The organism is Blautia sp. HCP28S3_G10 (assembly GCF_052065235.1).
Taxonomy (GTDB): Bacteria; Bacillota; Clostridia; order Lachnospirales; family Lachnospiraceae; genus Blautia_A.
In genome coordinates this window covers 1-17,384 of record NZ_JBQHUL010000014.1, presented here as the reverse complement: position 1 = coordinate 17,384, position 17,384 = coordinate 1, and the positions used below count along the sequence as shown (strand labels likewise).

Sequence of the window (17,384 nt, the reverse complement as noted above, 5' to 3'; positions counted from 1 at the left end):
ACGGCGTGCTTTTTTATTTTTAAGGATTAAGTAATATTGAAAAAATAATCCTTTTTGTCAGAAAACCGCAGAAGAAAGAGATAAAGAAAGAGATAAAGAAAGAGTGTAAATGCTATAATTTATAACATATTATGAAAGAATTATAAGCAACACAGAGATAGATGAGAAGGCTGAATTGGGGGGACAGACTTGGAAAATAATAAAAAAGAAAAAAAGCAGACAGGGACATTTGTAGTACATGTAAAACATTGCGAGAATGCAACATGGCAGGGAGAAGTAACCTGGGCAGAAGAAAATAGAAAAAAGCAGTTTCGCAGCGCACTGGAACTGATAAAACTGATAGACAGCGCATTGAATATGGAGGAAAAATAATGCAGGAGACAATTAATATTTCTGCTCCTAATCTGATTAATATCTGTATTGACAGTGCAGACGGAAATGAAAAACAGGGAAGAATGTACTGCTTTTATAAGGAAGAGGCAATTGAATTCAGAAATGTACATGAGATGTTTAGATTGATGGGAGAACTGATGAACGGAATTAATTATCCTCAGCATTCTGTCAAACTTAGATCCTATAGTAAAAATGATGAAAACAATAAATGTTCAAAATGTAAAACAGAACTTCCGGAAATAGATGAAAGAGAAAAAATTCTCAAAAACAGAGGAAAAAAAGATACACTTGTAGTTTATGTCAGGTTCAGACAGAAGGCAACATGGCAGGGAAGTGTATATTACGTGGACACTGGAAAAAGGGAAAATTTTTACAGTGAATTGGAATTGATGAAAATTATTGATAACAGTGCGAGAACTGAGAAAAATTTTACTAAATTTATCTAAAACAGAGGTCACGAAAGAGTTTACGAAACAGTTTGGTTGATATAATAAACTTATCAAATTTAAATGAAAAAAATCTCTTATAAGAAAGCGGGAGATGTATATATGAAAAAAGAAAAAAACAGAAAAGTAAAAAAAGGAGCAGGAGGCCGGAAACACAGTTGGCAGTACAGGGCAATAAGCCTTATGTGTGTGATCCTTCTGGTATGTTCAACAGTTATTCTTGATACAGGCTTATCAAGGGCGAATTCTTTTGACGATGAAATATCGCTGGATACAGAGAACGTTGATACTGTTGAAAATGCAGCAGAGACTGGCAGTACAGAAGAATATCCACAGGAAATATCGCAGGACAGTTCAGAAGTTAATGTAGACTTTGAAGATGATTTCACCGACACACCGGCAGAAACAGTTCAGGAAGAAAACCTTGAGGCAGCAGAAGAAGCTGCTGATTTTTCTGCGGGTGATGACGAAGAAACAGTTCAGCCGGAAACAGTGACTTATACGAAGCTTATCAATAACGACACTGTTGAGGTCAAAGCAGAAGCAGAAGCCGGTACATTACCTGAGGGAGCAGAACTGAATGTAACTCCTGTAGAAAAAGAAACAGAACAGTATACAGCAGTAGAAAATGTACTCACATCGCTGGCACAGAACAAAGAAACGAAGTTGGACGGATTTCTTACTTATAATGTATCCTTTACAGACAGTGAAGGAAATCCTGTAGAACCAAACAGAACAGTTCAGTACAGTTTCCAGTATACAGAACCTGTTTCACCGGAACTTGCAGATCCGGAAAACACAACAGTTACAGCAGTAAAGATCCGTAAGAATACTGAAACATCTGAAATGGAATTCATTGAGCTGAATGCAGAAGATCACAAACTTGCATTTGAAATGAATGAAAGCAGACAGCTCCAGAAAGCAGAATTTCAGTCAGCAGATACAGCGACAGTAGCTTTTGCATGGAACAGCAAAGAAACAGCTCAGGCAGAAGATAATAACGGAGAAAATCAGAATCAGGAATCACAGCCGGACGAAACACCGGATCAGAATACAGAGCAGATACCGGAACAGGCTCCGATCGGAACAATCGAGATCACAGCTGACGAAGTAAATCTTCGGACAGCACCTTCAACAGAAGCCGAAGTGATTGCAACAGCAAACACAGGAACACAGCTCCCGCTTCTGGAAACAGTTACAGCAGAAGACGGAAGTAACTGGTACAAGGTTACATATGACGGAACAATTGTTTACGTAAGAAGTGATATGGCAGCAGTTGTTGGAGAAAATCAGGAAGAAGAGATCATAGAAGAACCGACAGAAGAGGAAGAAGAATTAACGACAAAGGAAACAGGCAGCGAAGAAGTTGAAGTAGAAGAAGCTGGTACATTAACATTCACAAAGAAAATCAATGACCTTGTGGAAATAACAGCAACTACAGAAGCCGGAGTTATCCCGGAAGATGCAGAGCTGATGGTAAATACCATCGAAAAAGGAACAGATCAGTATTCCGACACAGAAACAAGATTAAATGAAAAAGCACAGAATGATGGTTATGAAATTGCCGGATTCCTTGCTTATGACATTTATTTCCAGAACAGCGACGGAGAGAAAATCGAACCCGCAGACGGAACCGTAAAAGTTTCAATCTCCTACCTGCAGGCAACCGCACCTGAGTCAGTACAGAATGCAGAGCAGGTGGAAGAAGTTAATGAAATCAATGCTGAGGAAAATGACGAGCAGGAAATTTCAGATGGAAGTATTGCTGAAAAAACAACAGATGGTACTGAGACAACAACAACTTCCAAGATTGCTGTAATGCATCTTGTAGAAGATGCAGATGGTCAGGTTCAGAAAGTCGTAGATATGACTCAGAACGGAGTTGCTAACATTGAAACTAATGAAAATGGAGAAGTTCAGAAAGCTGAATTTGAAACAGACAGCTTTTCTACATTTACAGTAGCATGGTTAAATGAAGAGATAGCAGAATATGCAGCTGATAACAATAAACTTCATACTGTGAATACTATTGATTCAACAGACAAAGGTGTAACCATGAAAATGGTTAATTACTCAAGCCAGCAGTTCAGTGGAAATACATGGAGTGCTAGTGTAGCTGGACGTAATGTAAAGCAGGGAATACTGAGTAACACACTGGGAAGAAATGGATATCCTACATTTAAGAATGGAGCTAATTTTGCAGATCTTTATAAAAATGCATCATCAGTGAATCATCTTTTCCTGGAAGATGTATATAACTCAGAGGGATATTTCTATTATAATTCAGGAGAGACGGGAGCTTCACTACAGGAAAATAGAAATTTCAAAGTTTTTACAGAATTAACAACTCCGGAAAAAGATAAAAAAGATGAATTTTATTATAACAGAGGAAATTTCCTCCCATATAATACATTTGAAAAAAAAGTAGAGAGTAAAAATAAAAATCTTTATGATAGTAGTGGAAATAAGTTAGCATCAACATATTCACGCTATGATGAAAAATTGTATTATCCGGATCAGAATCCAGACTATTATTTTGCAATGCAGCTTGATACAAAATTTGTACAGGCTAAAAATGGAATAAATAATGGACAGGCTATGAGATATGAATTTACAGGTGATGATGACCTGTGGGTATATATTGATGGTGTTCTCGTGCTGGATATGGGTGGCTGCCACGATGCACGAAGCGGTTATATAGATTTTTCAACCGGTGAAGTGTGGGTGGAAAATCTTGGCCAAAATGTAGCAAATCTCAGCACTACTTTGAAAAAACAGTTTCAAAAGGCTAATAAAGGAAATTCAGTCAGTTGGAACGGAAATATTTTTGACGATTATACGGCACATACAATGACAATGTTCTATATGGAACGAGGAGCTGGTGCATCTAATCTTAAAGTAAAGTTTAATCTGCCGACAATCCCGTCAAAATCAGTCACAGTGGAGAAGCAGCTGAGCAATACAGACAAAGAAAAATATGCAAATGTTGAATTTGAGTTCAGATTAACTGCACAGAGAATTCAAAATACGGATTCAGAAACAAACAATGAAACATATTATGAGAATAGCTACGATATTATAACATCAAATGCAAAGTTGGTAAATGCGGACGGAAGTGACGGAGGTACATTAACTTTCTCAGATAATGGAACCTTCAAACTGAAGCCAGGACAGAAGGCAGTTTTCTCCGGACTACAGGAAAATCGTAAGTACAAGGTTGAGGAAATTGGAGTAAAGTCCGCAGAATATGATAAGGTTACTATTAATGGTACAACAGTTACAAATCAGGATGGGAACATAACATCAGGAGCTGCTTCTGTTTCCGACAGACCATATATCCTATTCACAAATAACTGTTCGGTAGCGAATCAACGTGAACTGAGAATTACAAAGAAAATCAAAAATAATGTTGAAGTAACAGATACCTTTAATTTCAAGGTTATGTTAAATGATGCAAATGGAAATCTGATACCTTATGTCGGACCATATTACTTACAGGATTCAAATGATAATTATTATTGCTATAATAATTCTGGCAAATTAGTAAAAACAAGTGAAGGACCATGCGGACAGACTTCAGCAGAAGGAATTATTTCCGGTGTTCCTGCAGGTTATACTGCTTCCATTACACAGATCCTGTCAGGTACGGAATTCCTGGTTCAGGAAACGGGCATTGATGCAAGTAAATATGTTACAACACCTGAATATACACTGGAAAATGCAACGTTAATATCTAACAATACAGAGGGAATTTCAGGAACAATTGAATTAAATAAAAACGCTCTTGTAACAGTAACAAATGAATTAATTACTGCTGATCTGAAACTGCTGAAGGTTGACACAAATAATCACAATGTTAAATTACAGAATGCAGTATTTACTCTTTACAAGAATGACGGAGATGACCAGCCGGGTGGTATGGTAAAAGAAAATATCACTACAGATGCAAACGGGCAGGCAACTGTCACAGGTCTTACGCCAGGAAAGTATATTTTAAGAGAGACAAAAGCTCCAACAACATATACACTGGCAGCAAAAGACTGGATGATAGAAGTAAAAGATAATAAAGATATTAATATTACATTTAATGGAAAAAATGTAACAGCAAATGACACCGGAGAATTTCCTATTGAAAATACCAAGGTTTACAGCCTTCCAAGCTCCGGCGGATCAGGAACTTACGGGTTTACAATCAGTGGCGTGGCTATTTTGACAGCTGCACTCCTGTTGTTTATAAAAAATAAACGAAAGGAGGACGAAGCCTGCAGAAGCACCCATTGATTGAAGGGCAGTCTTAAGAAACAACTTAAGACTGCCGGAAGGAGAAACAAAAAAGAAAATGTCAGGAGGACAATATAATGAAAAAATATTTTAAAAAGATCAGTGCATTATTAATGGCAGCAATTATGGTACTGTCCATGTGCACAGCAGTATTTGCAGCAACTGGTGATGTACCAAGCGAAGATGATTCGGCACAGGTAACAATTAATGGCCTTGAGGCAGGAGTAACTATCAAGGCATATCAGGTCGTTGATGGTGTTTACAAACCTGGAAATGGATTCATAGGATTTGACTGGACTGATTTAGCAAAAAAGTCAGGTAAAAAAGATGCTCCGTTATTTGTAGAAAAGGATGGAACAGATATATTGAATATCAGTCAGACTGATTTAACTGATATTGTTAGTTATATTAATAAAAACAATATTGCGGCTGATGAGACATTTAAAGTTGAAGATAATAAAGAATTAACTGTAGGTACATGGTTATTACTGGTTAGCGGTGGAACAAAAGTTTACAACCCGATGATAGTCAGTGTTTATTATGCAACTGAGGATGGAACTGTAACAGGTGGACTTCTTAATGCTAGTGATAAAAAATGGGATCTTGTTGGTGGAGTAGCATACGCAAAAGAAACTGACATCACAATCGACAAAGTCGCAAATAAAGATACAGCAGCACATGGTGAAGATGTAAACTTTACAATCACAGGCGTGATTCCTTCTTACAGCTCACAATATACAACAGATGTAACTTATAAAATCACAGATACATTAACAAATCTGGAACTCAAAGGCACTCCTGTAGTAAAACTGGCAGAAACTGAAATTTCTGGAACAGACAAATATAGTTTTGAAAAAACAGAAACAGGATTTAATATCATATTTAAATCAGCTTATATTAAAGGTCTTGCAGATCTGACAGATGCAGAGAGAACAGTAACAGTAACATATACCGCAACAGTTACAGCTGCTGCAACAACATGGAATCCTGCAAAGAATGAAGCTAAAGTAGATTATACAAATAACCCGGATGGCTCTACAACTTATAAAGAGACTAAAACCAATACATATACTTTCGATATCAACGGACAGTTCCTTAAAGTTGATGAAACTGGCGAAAAACCATTAGCAGGCGCAAAATTTACATTATACAAAGATTATGACAAAACAACCAAGACAGTAAGAAACCCAATTAAAACTGATGTTACAACAAAAGGCGATGCAACAAGAGGCGATGGTCTGATTATTTTCAAAGGCCTTGCAGCAGGAACTTATTATTTAACAGAAACAGAAGCACCTGCATCTTATACACTGAATACAACGGTATACAGAATTACTATTACACCTACATATGAAAGTGATGCAGCAGAAACAGGTAAAAAAGTACTTAAATCTTATAAAATCACTATAGACGAACTGGATAAAGATGGAAATATAGTAAAAACAACTGATATAGGTGATTATACAAAAGAAGTTACAACCATTAATAAACGTGTAGAAATCCAGAACACCAAAGTAGGTCAGCTTCCTTCTACAGGTGGTATGGGTACATACATCTTCACAATCGCAGGTGTTGTACTTATGGCTTGCGCAGCAGGTGCATTCATCATCAGCCGCAAAAAATCTTCTGAAGAATAATAAGTTACAGTAACAACATTCCCCCATAATAAATAATCAATTTACCGGCCGGCCTCTTCGGAGGCCGGAAACGGTAATAATACAACAGTATGGAGAACCCTATGAGAAAGAATAAAAGGAAATATATTGGACTGGTATTACTGTTTCTGATAGGTCTGTCCATACTGCTGTATCCGATGGTCAGCGATGCCTGGAATAAACACAGAGACAGACTTCTGATCAGCAAATACAGCAGCAGTGTTGTTTCCGAGGACAATTCAGATACACTGAACAGTATGTGGGAGGCAGCACAGAAATACAACGAACAGATAAAACAGGAAAGTGTACCGGATGCTTTTTCCGTAAGAGACGGACAGACAGATCCAGAATACGAGTCACTCCTGAATCTTAACGGAGACGGAATGATGGGTTATGTCGAGATCCCCGTTATAGGCGAGACAATCCCCATCTATCATTATACAACAGAAGAATCCCTGCAAAAGGGAGCAGGACATCTCTTCGGCAGCAGTCTTCCTGTTGGAGGCGAAAACACTCACTGTATTCTGTCAGCACACAGAGGACTTCCAAGTGCCAAATTATTCACTGACCTGAATCTGGTCAAAGAAGGCGATGTTTTTTACCTCCATGTACTTGATCAGACACTTGCATATGAAGTAGATCAGATACTTACCGTTCTTCCGGAAGAGACAGATTCTCTTGGAATTGAAGAAGGTAAGGATTATGTGACACTTGTTACCTGTACACCATATGCAGTGAATACTCACAGGATTCTGGTTCGTGGCCATCGTACTACATACGAAGCTGCAAAAGAAATCGAAAAGAATGAGCAGAAGTCAGTATTATCAGGAAATCCGAACAAATTTATGCTTCTTCTCTGCATAGTGATTGGAATAGTAATTGCTGTTATAATTGTAAAAGCAGCATCAAGGCTGGAAAATAAAAAACATAAAAATAAAAAGACACGCAGAAAATAAAGTATGAAAAAAAAATCAAAGAAAAAAAGTTCGAAGATTGTTAATATATTTATTGCACTGGTGTTTCTTGTAGGTGCGGGGATTTTTACATATCCGACGATCAGTGATCTGTGGAATCAGTACAGAAATGCACTGCTTGTCAGTAAATACAATTCATCAGTCGAAAATCTTTCCAATGATCAGTATGACAAACTCTGGCAGGATGCAGAAGAATATAATACGGAACATCCGACAAACGTTATTGTAGATGCTTTTTCAGAGGAAGATGATTATGTACTGAGTCATCCTTATGATGAAGTTCTTGATCCAAATGGTGATGGACTTATGGGAAGTATTGAAATTCCGAAATTGGATGTGGTTCTTGCTATTTATCATGGACTTGGAAAAGATGTCCTGGAAAAAGGTGTGGGACATGTGGAAGGCACAAGTCTTCCGATCGGAGGAGAAAGTACTCACGCAGTACTTGCCGGTCACAGAGGACTTCCGAGTGCAAAGATTTTTACAGATCTTGACCAGATGGAGGAGGGAGATATTTTCCTGATCCATGTACTGGACAAGACTCTTGCCTATAAAGTTGATCAGATCAAGACAGTTTTGCCGGAAGAGACCAGTGAACTGGACACGATTCCCGGTGAAGACCATGTAACGCTTGTCACCTGTACTCCTTATGGTGTAAACTCACACAGACTTCTTGTAAGAGGAATCCGTACGGATTATGTGGAAGAAGAAACCGAAGAAGAACCGACCATGCAGAAACTGGCAAAAATTGATCCGGTGAAGATCATGCTTGTGGGACTGGCAGTACTGATAATCCTTATTATCATCATTTATCTGGTGGTTCGACGGAAAAGCAGAAAAAAGAAGAATACAGAACATAAAGAAGAATATAAAGAATAAGAATCAGCAAGGAGGCCGATCGTAGTGAAACAGCGCAAAAGGAAAGGAAAATATTTGAACAGAATACTGGCTTGTCTGGGAATGATGCTTATACTGGTAAACTGTTTTGCAGGAATCGTTCGGGCAGATTCTTATGAACAGGGAAAAAAAGGCAGCTTTGATCTGACCATCCAGGAGCAGAATTCTGAAGGAACAGGCAGCGCACCGATTGCAGGTGTAAAACTGAAACTTTATAAGGTGGGAAGTGTATCATTTGATGGAAATGTGCATTTCATTATCAACAGTGAATTATCATCGTCAGGAGTTGATTTTGAAAAACTGAAAAGTGCCAGTGACTGGTACTCAGCTGCTGAGAAGCTTGTCTCTGCTGTTTCTGCAACATCACAGACTGCTACAGAAAAGGTATCAGATCTGCAGGGAAAAATAACATACGCTGATCTTGAAGAAGGTATGTATCTGATTGTTGGAGATGCAAACAGCACAGCAACTGTAACACCTATGTTGCTTTCTGTTCCATTTGCCACAGATGAAGGTTGGGTTTATAATGTTCAGGCTTATCCGAAGGCTGAGATTAATAAATTCAGCACAGGCATTACAGTAACAAAGAGACTGTATTATATCGATATGAGTAATTTTGGTCAGATACCAATGAATGCAAGTGATGCGACATTTAAAATCGGACTTTTCCTTGATAAAGAGGGCACGATTCCATTTGGCAGTGATTATATCAAATCAATAAATATCAAAAATGCAAATTCAGGTACAGCAACTTATAATAATGTACCGGATGGCACATATTATATTTTTGAACTGGATGAGAATAACAAGCCGATGGAAATAAACAAGGCAATGGAAGTATCCGGTGGAAAAAGTTATTATTATACAGTTACTGATAAATCAGAAACTGAAAACAACAGTGCATCAGTTGATCAGTCTTCACCACAGGCTGTTTCCTATGTAAATAACAATTATTACTATCTGCCGGATGGATACTATCTGAGCGGACGTATCAGCATCACGAAACGTGTACTCGTAGACGGACAGGAAACAACTACAGATGATACATTCTATGCTGGTGTATTCAGTAACCAAAATGGCTCAATGAAGCTTGTACAGAATGTGGAACTGAAGCAGAATGATACAGTTACTGTAACAATTCCGTTTGAAGAAAATCAGATGCCGGACAGCGTGACCTATGTAGTAAAAGAAACCGACAAAGATGGTAATATCCTGAATGCTGATGATTTTCCATATCAGATCAGCGGTGAAGGAGATGTGAAACTGGAAGAAAGTAAGCAGTACAGAGGCAGTATTACGATCACGAACAGCAAGAATAAAAATGCTACAGCAACACCGACAACAGAACCGGGAGGATCCGGTGACAATGGCAGCGGTAATGGCGGAAATCCGGCACGGACTGACAACAGCGGTTCTACATCACAGAAACCGGTTAAGACAGGTGATAATTCCAATCCTGCTTTCTGGGGATTATTACTTATCGGATCTGCGCTTCTGATAGGAGTATTTGTTTACAGAACCAAAAAACAGAAATAATCAGAAATGCATATAAATACAAAGAAGGATCTGACTGCGGATCCTTCTTTTTGTTTTACACAACTCAGCTTTTGTGCTATAATAAATTAGTATTATTGTGCCGTATTATGCGCAAAAACAGGTATAATATTTATCAAATAGCAGCCGTTATAAAAGAAAAGCTGCATCAAATATAGAATAACAGGAGGAAACAAATGGGCGGAGAAAATACAGAGTACGGAGCAGATCAGATCCAGATTCTTGAAGGTCTGGAAGCTGTTCGTAAAAGACCGGGTATGTATATTGGAAGTACATCAAGCCGCGGCCTTCATCATCTTGTATACGAGATCGTAGATAATGCAGTAGATGAAGCTCTGGCAGGGTATTGTACAGAAATCCAGGTAATAATCAATCCAGATAATTCTATTACTGTTGTTGATAACGGAAGAGGTATTCCGGTAGGCATTAACCACAAAGCAGGAATTCCGGCAGTAGAAGTTGTATTTACGATTCTTCATGCCGGCGGTAAATTCGGCGGTGGAGGATACAAGGTATCAGGTGGACTCCACGGTGTTGGTGCTTCCGTTGTAAATGCATTATCAGAATGGCTGGAAGTTCAGATTTATCGTGATGGTAAAGAATATAAACAGAGATATGAAAGAGGACATACAATGTATCCTCTTAAAGAAATCGGAGAATGTGCGGCGGATAAATCCGGTACAACAGTAACATTCCTTCCGGACAAAGAAATTTTTGAAGAAACAGTTTATGATTATGATATTCTGAAACAGCGTCTCCGCGAGATGGCTTTTCTTACAAAAGGTCTCAAGATCATACTGAAAGATACAAGAGAAGAATCAAAGAAAGAAACCACTTTCCATTATGAGGGCGGTATTCGTGAGTTTGTTTCCTATCTGAACAAAAGCAAAGAAGCGTTATATCCAGAAATTATTTACTGTGAAGGTGAAAAGGATGGTGTCATGGTTGAAGTTGCCATGCAGCACAATGATTCCTATACAGAAAACAGTTATGGATTTGTAAATAACATCAATACACCGGAGGGTGGAACACATATCGTGGGTTTCCGTAATGCCCTTACAAAGACTTTTAATGACTATGCAAGAAAGAATAAGCTTCTGAAAGATAATGAGCCGAATTTGAGCGGTGACGATATCAGAGAGGGCCTTACAGCAATTGTCAGTGTCAAGATTGAGGAACCTCAGTTTGAGGGACAGACGAAGCAGAAACTTGGAAACAGTGAGGCAAGAGGTGCCGTAGATTTTGTTGTAAGCAGACAGCTGGAGATTTTCCTTGAACAGAATCCTGCTGTGGCAAAAGCAACCGTAGAGAAATCTGTGCTTGCCCAGAGAGCGAGAGAAGCCGCACGTAAGGCGAGGGATCTTACCAGAAGAAAATCAGCTCTGGACGGAATGTCACTTCCGGGAAAACTTGCAGACTGCTCCGACAAAAATCCGGAAAACTGTGAGATTTATATTGTAGAGGGTGATTCCGCCGGTGGTTCAGCCAAGACTGCACGAAATCGTGCCACACAGGCAATCCTTCCTCTTAGAGGAAAAATCCTCAATGTAGAGAAAGCCCGTCTGGACAGAATCTATGGAAATGCAGAGATCAAGGCAATGATCACAGCATTTGGTACAGGTATTCATGAAGACTTTGACATCAGCAAACTTCGTTACCACAAAATCATCATTATGACAGATGCCGATGTAGATGGCGCACATATTGCAACATTGCTGCTGACTTTCCTTTACAGATTCATGCCTGAGCTGATCAGACAGGGATATGTATATCTGGCTCAGCCGCCACTGTACAAAGTTGAAAAAAATAAAAAGGTCTGGTATGCATATGATGATGCGGAACTGAACCGTATCCTTGAAGAAATCGGACGAGATAATAATAACAAAATCCAGCGTTACAAAGGTCTTGGTGAAATGGATGCGGACCAGCTCTGGGAAACAACTATGGATCCTGAGAAACGTATTCTTCTGAAAGTCACCATGGATGAGGCTGCCACTTCAGAAATCGATCTGACATTTACCACTCTTATGGGAGATAAGGTAGAGCCAAGGCGTGAATTTATTGAAGAAAATGCGAAATTTGTAGAAAATCTGGATATCTAGGAGAATAAATAAATGGAAGACAATATTTTTGACAAGATTCACGAGGTGGATCTCCAGAAGACTATGGAGAAGTCTTATATAGATTACGCCATGAGTGTTATCGCTTCCCGTGCCCTTCCGGATGTAAGAGATGGTCTGAAACCGGTACAGAGACGAGTACTGTATTCCATGATCGAGCTGAACAACGGTCCGGATAAGCCACATCGTAAATGTGCCCGTATCGTTGGTGATACCATGGGTAAATATCATCCGCATGGAGATAGTTCTATTTATGGTGCGCTGGTCAATATGGCGCAGGACTGGTCAACCAGATATCCACTGGTAGACGGACATGGAAACTTTGGCTCAGTGGATGGGGATGGTGCTGCGGCCATGCGATATACAGAAGCACGACTCAGCAAAATTTCCATGGAAATGCTTGCAGATATTAACAAAGATACTGTAGATTTCCAGCCGAACTTTGATGAAACAGAAAGAGAGCCTGTAGTACTGCCTTCACGTTATCCGAACCTTCTGGTAAACGGAACTTCAGGTATTGCTGTAGGTATGGCCACAAACATTCCTCCTCATAACCTGAGAGAGGTTATCAATGCAGTTGTTAAGATTATTGACAATACGATTGAGGAACAGAGAGAGACTACGATTGAAGAACTTCTTGAGATCGTAAAAGGACCTGATTTCCCGACAGGAGCAACAATCCTCGGTACAAGAGGCATTGAGGAAGCTTATCGTACAGGAAGAGGCAAAATCCGTGTACGTGCAGTGACTAATATAGAAACACTTCCAAACGGAAAGTCACGTATTATTGTTACAGAACTGCCATATCTGGTAAATAAAGCCCGTCTTATTGAAAAAATTGCCGAACTGGTAAGAGACAAGAAAATTGACGGAATTACAGATCTGAACGACCATTCCAGCAGGGAAGGTATGCGTATCTGTATTGATCTCCGCAAAGACGCAAACGCAAATGTTGTCCTGAACCAGCTTTATAAACATACACAGCTGCAGGATACTTTTGGCGTTATCATGCTCTGCCTTGTTTCCACAAACGGAAATCTGGAGCCGAAGGTTCTTTCACTTCCGGAGATGCTGAAATATTATCTTGCGCATCAGGAAGATGTAGTTACAAGAAGAACAAAGTACGATCTCAATAAAGCACAGGAGCGTGCCCATATATTAGAAGGTCTCCTGAAAGCTCTGGATAATATCGACGAGGTTATCCGTATTATCCGTGGATCAAGAAGTGTCCAGGTTGCAAAACAGGAATTAATGGATCGTTTTGAACTGACAGATGTGCAGGCACAGGCAATCGTTGACATGCGTCTTCGTGCTCTGACAGGTTTGGAAAGAGAGAAACTGGAAGCTGAATATGCGGAATTAATGGAAAAAATCCGCAAATTAAAAGCAATTCTTTCTGACAGAAATACCCTTCTTCGTGTTATCAGAGAAGAAATCCTTGCTATTGCCGACAAATATGGCGATGACAGAAGAACAGCAATTGGTTTTGATGCTTATGATATTTCCATGGAAGATATGATCCCGAGAGAAAATACCGTAATCACAATGACCAAACTGGGCTATATTAAGCGTATGACTATTGATAACTTCCGCAGCCAGAACAGAGGCGGAAGAGGAATCAAGGGAATGCAGACGCTGGATGATGATTACATTGAAGAACTGATGATGACGACAACGCATCATTATGTAATGTTCTTTACAAATACCGGCCGTGTATACAGACTCAAAGCATACGAGATTCCGGAAGCAGGAAGAACTGCAAGAGGTACGGCAATCATAAATCTGCTTCAGCTTATGCCTGGTGAACGCATTACAGCGGTTATTCCGATCAATAAATTTGAAAAAGGCCAGTATTTGATGATGGCTACAAAAAAAGGTCTTGTCAAGAAAACGCCGATTCAGGATTATGCAAATGTGCGTAAGATCGGGCTTGCAGCTATTTCCCTGCGGGATGATGATGAACTGATCGAAGTAAAAGCTACAGATAATAAGAAAGACATTATCCTTGTAACGAAATATGGTCAGTGTATCCGCTTCAATGAGAGTGATGTCAGAAGTACAGGCCGTGTTTCTATGGGTGTTCGCGGAATCAATCTGGCAGATGGCGATGAAGTTGTTGCAATGCAGTTGAATACACAGGGATATTATCTGCTGGTTGTATCTGAGAACGGTATGGGTAAACGTACTTCCATCAGCGAATTTACTGCTCAGAACAGAGGCGGTAAAGGTGTCAAGTGCTATAAGATAACAGAAAAAACAGGTAATGTTATCGGTGCAAAAGCAGTAAACGAAGAAAATGAGATCATGATGATTACTACAGAAGGCATTATTATCCGTCTGCAGTGTGCTGATATTTCAATTCTTGGCAGAATCACATCAGGAGTAAAACTTATCAATCTGTCTGATGGTGTTACAGTAGCAAGCTTTGCAAAAGTCCGTGAAAAAAAAGAAGATAAAGACAATCAGCAGGCGGAAGAAGAAACTTCTTCTGAAGAAACAGAAGAAAACGGGGACAGTACAGAAGAATAAAGGGGAAAATAAAATATCATGGATAGGGAAAATGCCACAACAAATATCAGACGCAGGTCTGATGCCGGCAGACGTAAGACCGGGCATTCAAAATCCAATGTAAGAAGATCAGCTCTGGAAACAGGCGGCAGAAGGCCGTCTAATTCCAGAACCGGTATGAAAAATGTAAAGCTTCAGAATGGAAGAACAGTAAGAACAGGAGTTTCCAGAACAAACAGTTCAAAAACATCGCGAAAAGTCCGGTCCCGCCTGAAACTTCCAAATATCAGAATCCCTGGCAGATATGCCGCCGGGGGAGTTGCGCTGATTATTTTACTTATTGTTATTATTTTTGCTGTCAAAGGCTGTGGGGTTAACCATAAAACACCAGATGGAGTTGTCAGGAATCTGATAGAAGCATATGACAAAGGCAAAGAAAGCCGCATCAGGAACTGCTATGGAGTAAAAAAGGCTGATGATAATCTCCAGCAGGAAATTGATGCTACGGTTAAGTATTTCCAGGCACATAATCCGCAGAGTATAGAAATCAGTCAGTGCGATTCTATCTACAAAGATGGAAACTATACCTATATGTATATTACGTATAATCTGGTTCTGGATAAGAATCAGAGCTATCCGTGCATAAGTACATATATGGTACAGAAAAAAGATAATAATAAGTATTATGTACTTTCAACATCTGAGATTACAGATGATATGAGTAAACAGGCTGCAACCAAGTATGCATTGTTTATGAAGACAGATGCATATAAGCAGTATGCAACCGATTATGACAAATTTATCAAGAAAAATCCGGGATATGAAGAGAAGATAGCATCTAAACTGAAATAATTAAAGAAGCTGCCCTGAATTGATGAGCAGCGCAGAAGGAGTGTAGGCAGAGTGAAAAGAATCATTTTGATGGTGTTGAGAAATATTCTGTTTGTTCCTTATGGCTGGTTTATGCTGTGCAAATATGCCAGAAATGTAGACAGATATACGGAAGGAGAACGTTATGCTCTTCTGAAAAAAATAGACCGGCGTGCCAACAAAGGCGGTAATATTACTGTGAAAGCTTATGGCATAGAGAATATTCCGGATCAGGATGGATTTATGTTTTATCCCAATCATCAGGGTCTGTATGATGTGCTGGCAATTCTGGATGTATGCCCGACACCTTTTTCTGTAGTAGCAAAGAAAGAGGTTGGCAATGTTCCGTTTCTGAAACAGGTATTTGCCTGCATGAAAGCATATATAATTGACAGAGAAGATATACGGCAGTCTATGCAAGTGATCATTAATGTAACAAAAGAAGTGAAAAAAGGACGCAATTATCTTATTTTTGCAGAAGGAACAAGAAGCAAAAATGGAAATCATCCTCAGGAATTCAAAGGGGGAAGTTTCAAGGCAGCAATAAAAGCCAGATGCCCGATTGTTCCGATTGCACTGATAGATACTTATAAGGCATTTGATACTGGTTCGGCAGATCCGTTAACTGTACAGGTACATTTCCTGGAACCATTGCAGTATGATGAGTATAAAGAAATGAAATCTACAGAAATTGCGGCAGAAGTAAGGAAAAGAATTGAAGAAACAATTCAGAAATATGGTGGTTGGAAGTAATAAAAAACACACAGCCTGGGGGATTTTCTCCCAGGCTGAAATTTATTTAAATAATTGTAAAAAAGTGGTTGACAATGTGCAAAGCGTTATGTATAATTAACAATGCGTTTCGGAGTGAAATGCCTTCAAATTGCATAAGGAATTATGAATTCGGAGTCAGGAGAAGTACTCAAGAGGCCGAAGAGGTGCCCCTGCTAAGGGTATAGGTCGGGTAACCGGCGCGAGGGTTCAAATCCCTCCTTCTCCGTTTGAAGTTTAAAAAACTTCAAAAAAGTTCTTGACAACAACTTGTAAATGTGATAAAGTAAACGAGTTGTCGGCGAGATAACAAATCACAGAAAAACATTTAAAAAACTTCAAAAAAGTTCTTGACAAATGAAAAACACTGTGATAAAATAAATAAGCTGTCATAAGACAGAAACAACTTTGATAATTAAATAGTGAAACACATACGATTCTCGAAAATTTCTTTAAATTAAATTTTTAAGAACAAACCTTAAAACAGTAAAACGGGAAGATAGCCAAGTGTTGTCTGACCGGAATCAAACATTTTATCAGAGAGTTTGATCCTGGCTCAGGATGAACGCTGGCGGCGTGCTTAACACATGCAAGTCGAACGGGAAACCTATTATTGAAACTTCGGTCGATTTAATTTGTTTCTAGTGGCGGACGGGTGAGTAACGCGTGGGTAACCTGCCTTATACAGGGGGATAACAACCAGAAATGATTGCTAATACCGCATAAGCGCACAGGGCCGCATGGCCCGGTGTGAAAAACTCCGGTGGTATAAGATGGACCCGCGTTGGATTAGCTAGTTGGTGAGGTAACGGCTCACCAAGGCGACGATCCATAGCCGGCCTGAGAGGGTGAACGGCCACATTGGGACTGAGACACGGCCCAGACTCCTACGGGAGGCAGCAGTGGGGAATATTG

The 17,384-nt window shown here is 39.4% G+C and carries 11 protein-coding genes, 1 tRNA gene and 1 rRNA gene; all 13 read left to right on the top strand.

Translation table 11 applies throughout. From position 1 onward, the window contains the following. The first annotated feature begins 189 nt into the window (after nucleotides 1-189). Nucleotides 190-372, top strand: coding sequence for a hypothetical protein (locus ACTNB8_RS07505; RefSeq protein ID WP_441053614.1), 183 nt, complete (start codon nucleotides 190-192; stop codon nucleotides 370-372). Further along, complete coding sequence (locus tag ACTNB8_RS07500; protein ID WP_441053612.1) at nucleotides 372-839, top strand: hypothetical protein; 468 nt, start codon at nucleotides 372-374, stop codon at nucleotides 837-839. The genes ACTNB8_RS07505 and ACTNB8_RS07500 overlap by 1 nt, the downstream gene beginning before the upstream one ends. Nucleotides 840-941: 102 nt before the next feature. Continuing rightward, nucleotides 942-5,120 carry a SpaA isopeptide-forming pilin-related protein gene (locus ACTNB8_RS07495; RefSeq protein WP_441053610.1) on the top strand — a complete coding sequence of 1,393 codons (4,179 nt, stop codon included), beginning with the start codon at nucleotides 942-944 and terminating at the stop codon, nucleotides 5,118-5,120. A 77-nt stretch (nucleotides 5,121-5,197) separates the two neighbouring features. After that, a complete protein-coding gene (locus ACTNB8_RS07490) occupies nucleotides 5,198-6,757 on the top strand; it encodes a SpaA isopeptide-forming pilin-related protein (RefSeq protein ID WP_441053608.1) in 1,560 nt (519 codons plus the stop codon). 101 nt (nucleotides 6,758-6,858) lie between these two features. Further along, nucleotides 6,859-7,731, top strand: a complete 873-nt coding sequence (locus ACTNB8_RS07485) for a class C sortase (protein ID WP_441053606.1) — start codon at nucleotides 6,859-6,861, stop codon at nucleotides 7,729-7,731. Nucleotides 7,732-7,734: 3 nt separating this feature from the next. Further along, on the top strand, nucleotides 7,735-8,628 hold the full coding sequence (locus ACTNB8_RS07480; RefSeq protein WP_441053604.1) for a class C sortase: 894 nt from the start codon (nucleotides 7,735-7,737) through the stop codon (nucleotides 8,626-8,628). A gap of 24 nt (nucleotides 8,629-8,652) precedes the next feature. After that, nucleotides 8,653-10,182: a pilin N-terminal domain-containing protein gene (locus ACTNB8_RS07475; RefSeq protein WP_441053602.1), complete on the top strand. Its 1,530-nt coding sequence runs from the start codon at nucleotides 8,653-8,655 to the stop codon at nucleotides 10,180-10,182. A gap of 194 nt (nucleotides 10,183-10,376) precedes the next feature. Continuing rightward, on the top strand, nucleotides 10,377-12,302 hold the full coding sequence (gene gyrB / locus ACTNB8_RS07470) for a DNA topoisomerase (ATP-hydrolyzing) subunit B (protein ID WP_441053600.1): 1,926 nt from the start codon (nucleotides 10,377-10,379) through the stop codon (nucleotides 12,300-12,302). Nucleotides 12,303-12,314: 12 nt separating this feature from the next. Then, the gene (gene gyrA / locus ACTNB8_RS07465; RefSeq protein WP_441053599.1) at nucleotides 12,315-14,849 is read left to right on the top strand and encodes a DNA gyrase subunit A; all 2,535 of its coding nucleotides are present in this window, start codon (nucleotides 12,315-12,317) and stop codon (nucleotides 14,847-14,849) included. Nucleotides 14,850-14,867: 18 nt separating this feature from the next. Further along, nucleotides 14,868-15,680, top strand: coding sequence for a hypothetical protein (locus tag ACTNB8_RS07460; RefSeq protein ID WP_441053597.1), 813 nt, complete (start codon nucleotides 14,868-14,870; stop codon nucleotides 15,678-15,680). A gap of 51 nt (nucleotides 15,681-15,731) precedes the next feature. Continuing rightward, entirely contained in the window at nucleotides 15,732-16,451 is a 720-nt protein-coding gene (locus ACTNB8_RS07455) for a lysophospholipid acyltransferase family protein (protein ID WP_441053596.1), read from the top strand. Nucleotides 16,452-16,610: 159 nt separating this feature from the next. Next, nucleotides 16,611-16,698: transfer RNA gene (locus tag ACTNB8_RS07450), tRNA-Ser, on the top strand. 304 nt (nucleotides 16,699-17,002) lie between these two features. Continuing rightward, nucleotides 17,003-17,384, top strand: a 16S ribosomal RNA gene (locus ACTNB8_RS07445); the annotation flags it as partial.

Bases quoted from the DNA above. Each gene is read 5' to 3' on its own strand.
- gyrA (WP_441053599.1), top strand. From the start codon at position 12,315: ATGGAAGACAATATTTTTGACAAGATTCACGAGGTGGATCTCCAGAAG.
- ACTNB8_RS07495 (WP_441053610.1), top strand. From the start codon at position 942: ATGAAAAAAGAAAAAAACAGAAAAGTAAAAAAAGGAGCAGGAGGCCGG.
- ACTNB8_RS07490 (WP_441053608.1), top strand. From the start codon at position 5,198: ATGAAAAAATATTTTAAAAAGATCAGTGCATTATTAATGGCAGCAATT.
- ACTNB8_RS07460 (WP_441053597.1), top strand. From the start codon at position 14,868: ATGGATAGGGAAAATGCCACAACAAATATCAGACGCAGGTCTGATGCC.
- ACTNB8_RS07500 (WP_441053612.1), top strand. From the start codon at position 372: ATGCAGGAGACAATTAATATTTCTGCTCCTAATCTGATTAATATCTGT.
- gyrB (WP_441053600.1), top strand. From the start codon at position 10,377: ATGGGCGGAGAAAATACAGAGTACGGAGCAGATCAGATCCAGATTCTT.
- ACTNB8_RS07485 (WP_441053606.1), top strand. From the start codon at position 6,859: ATGAGAAAGAATAAAAGGAAATATATTGGACTGGTATTACTGTTTCTG.
- ACTNB8_RS07480 (WP_441053604.1), top strand. From the start codon at position 7,735: ATGAAAAAAAAATCAAAGAAAAAAAGTTCGAAGATTGTTAATATATTT.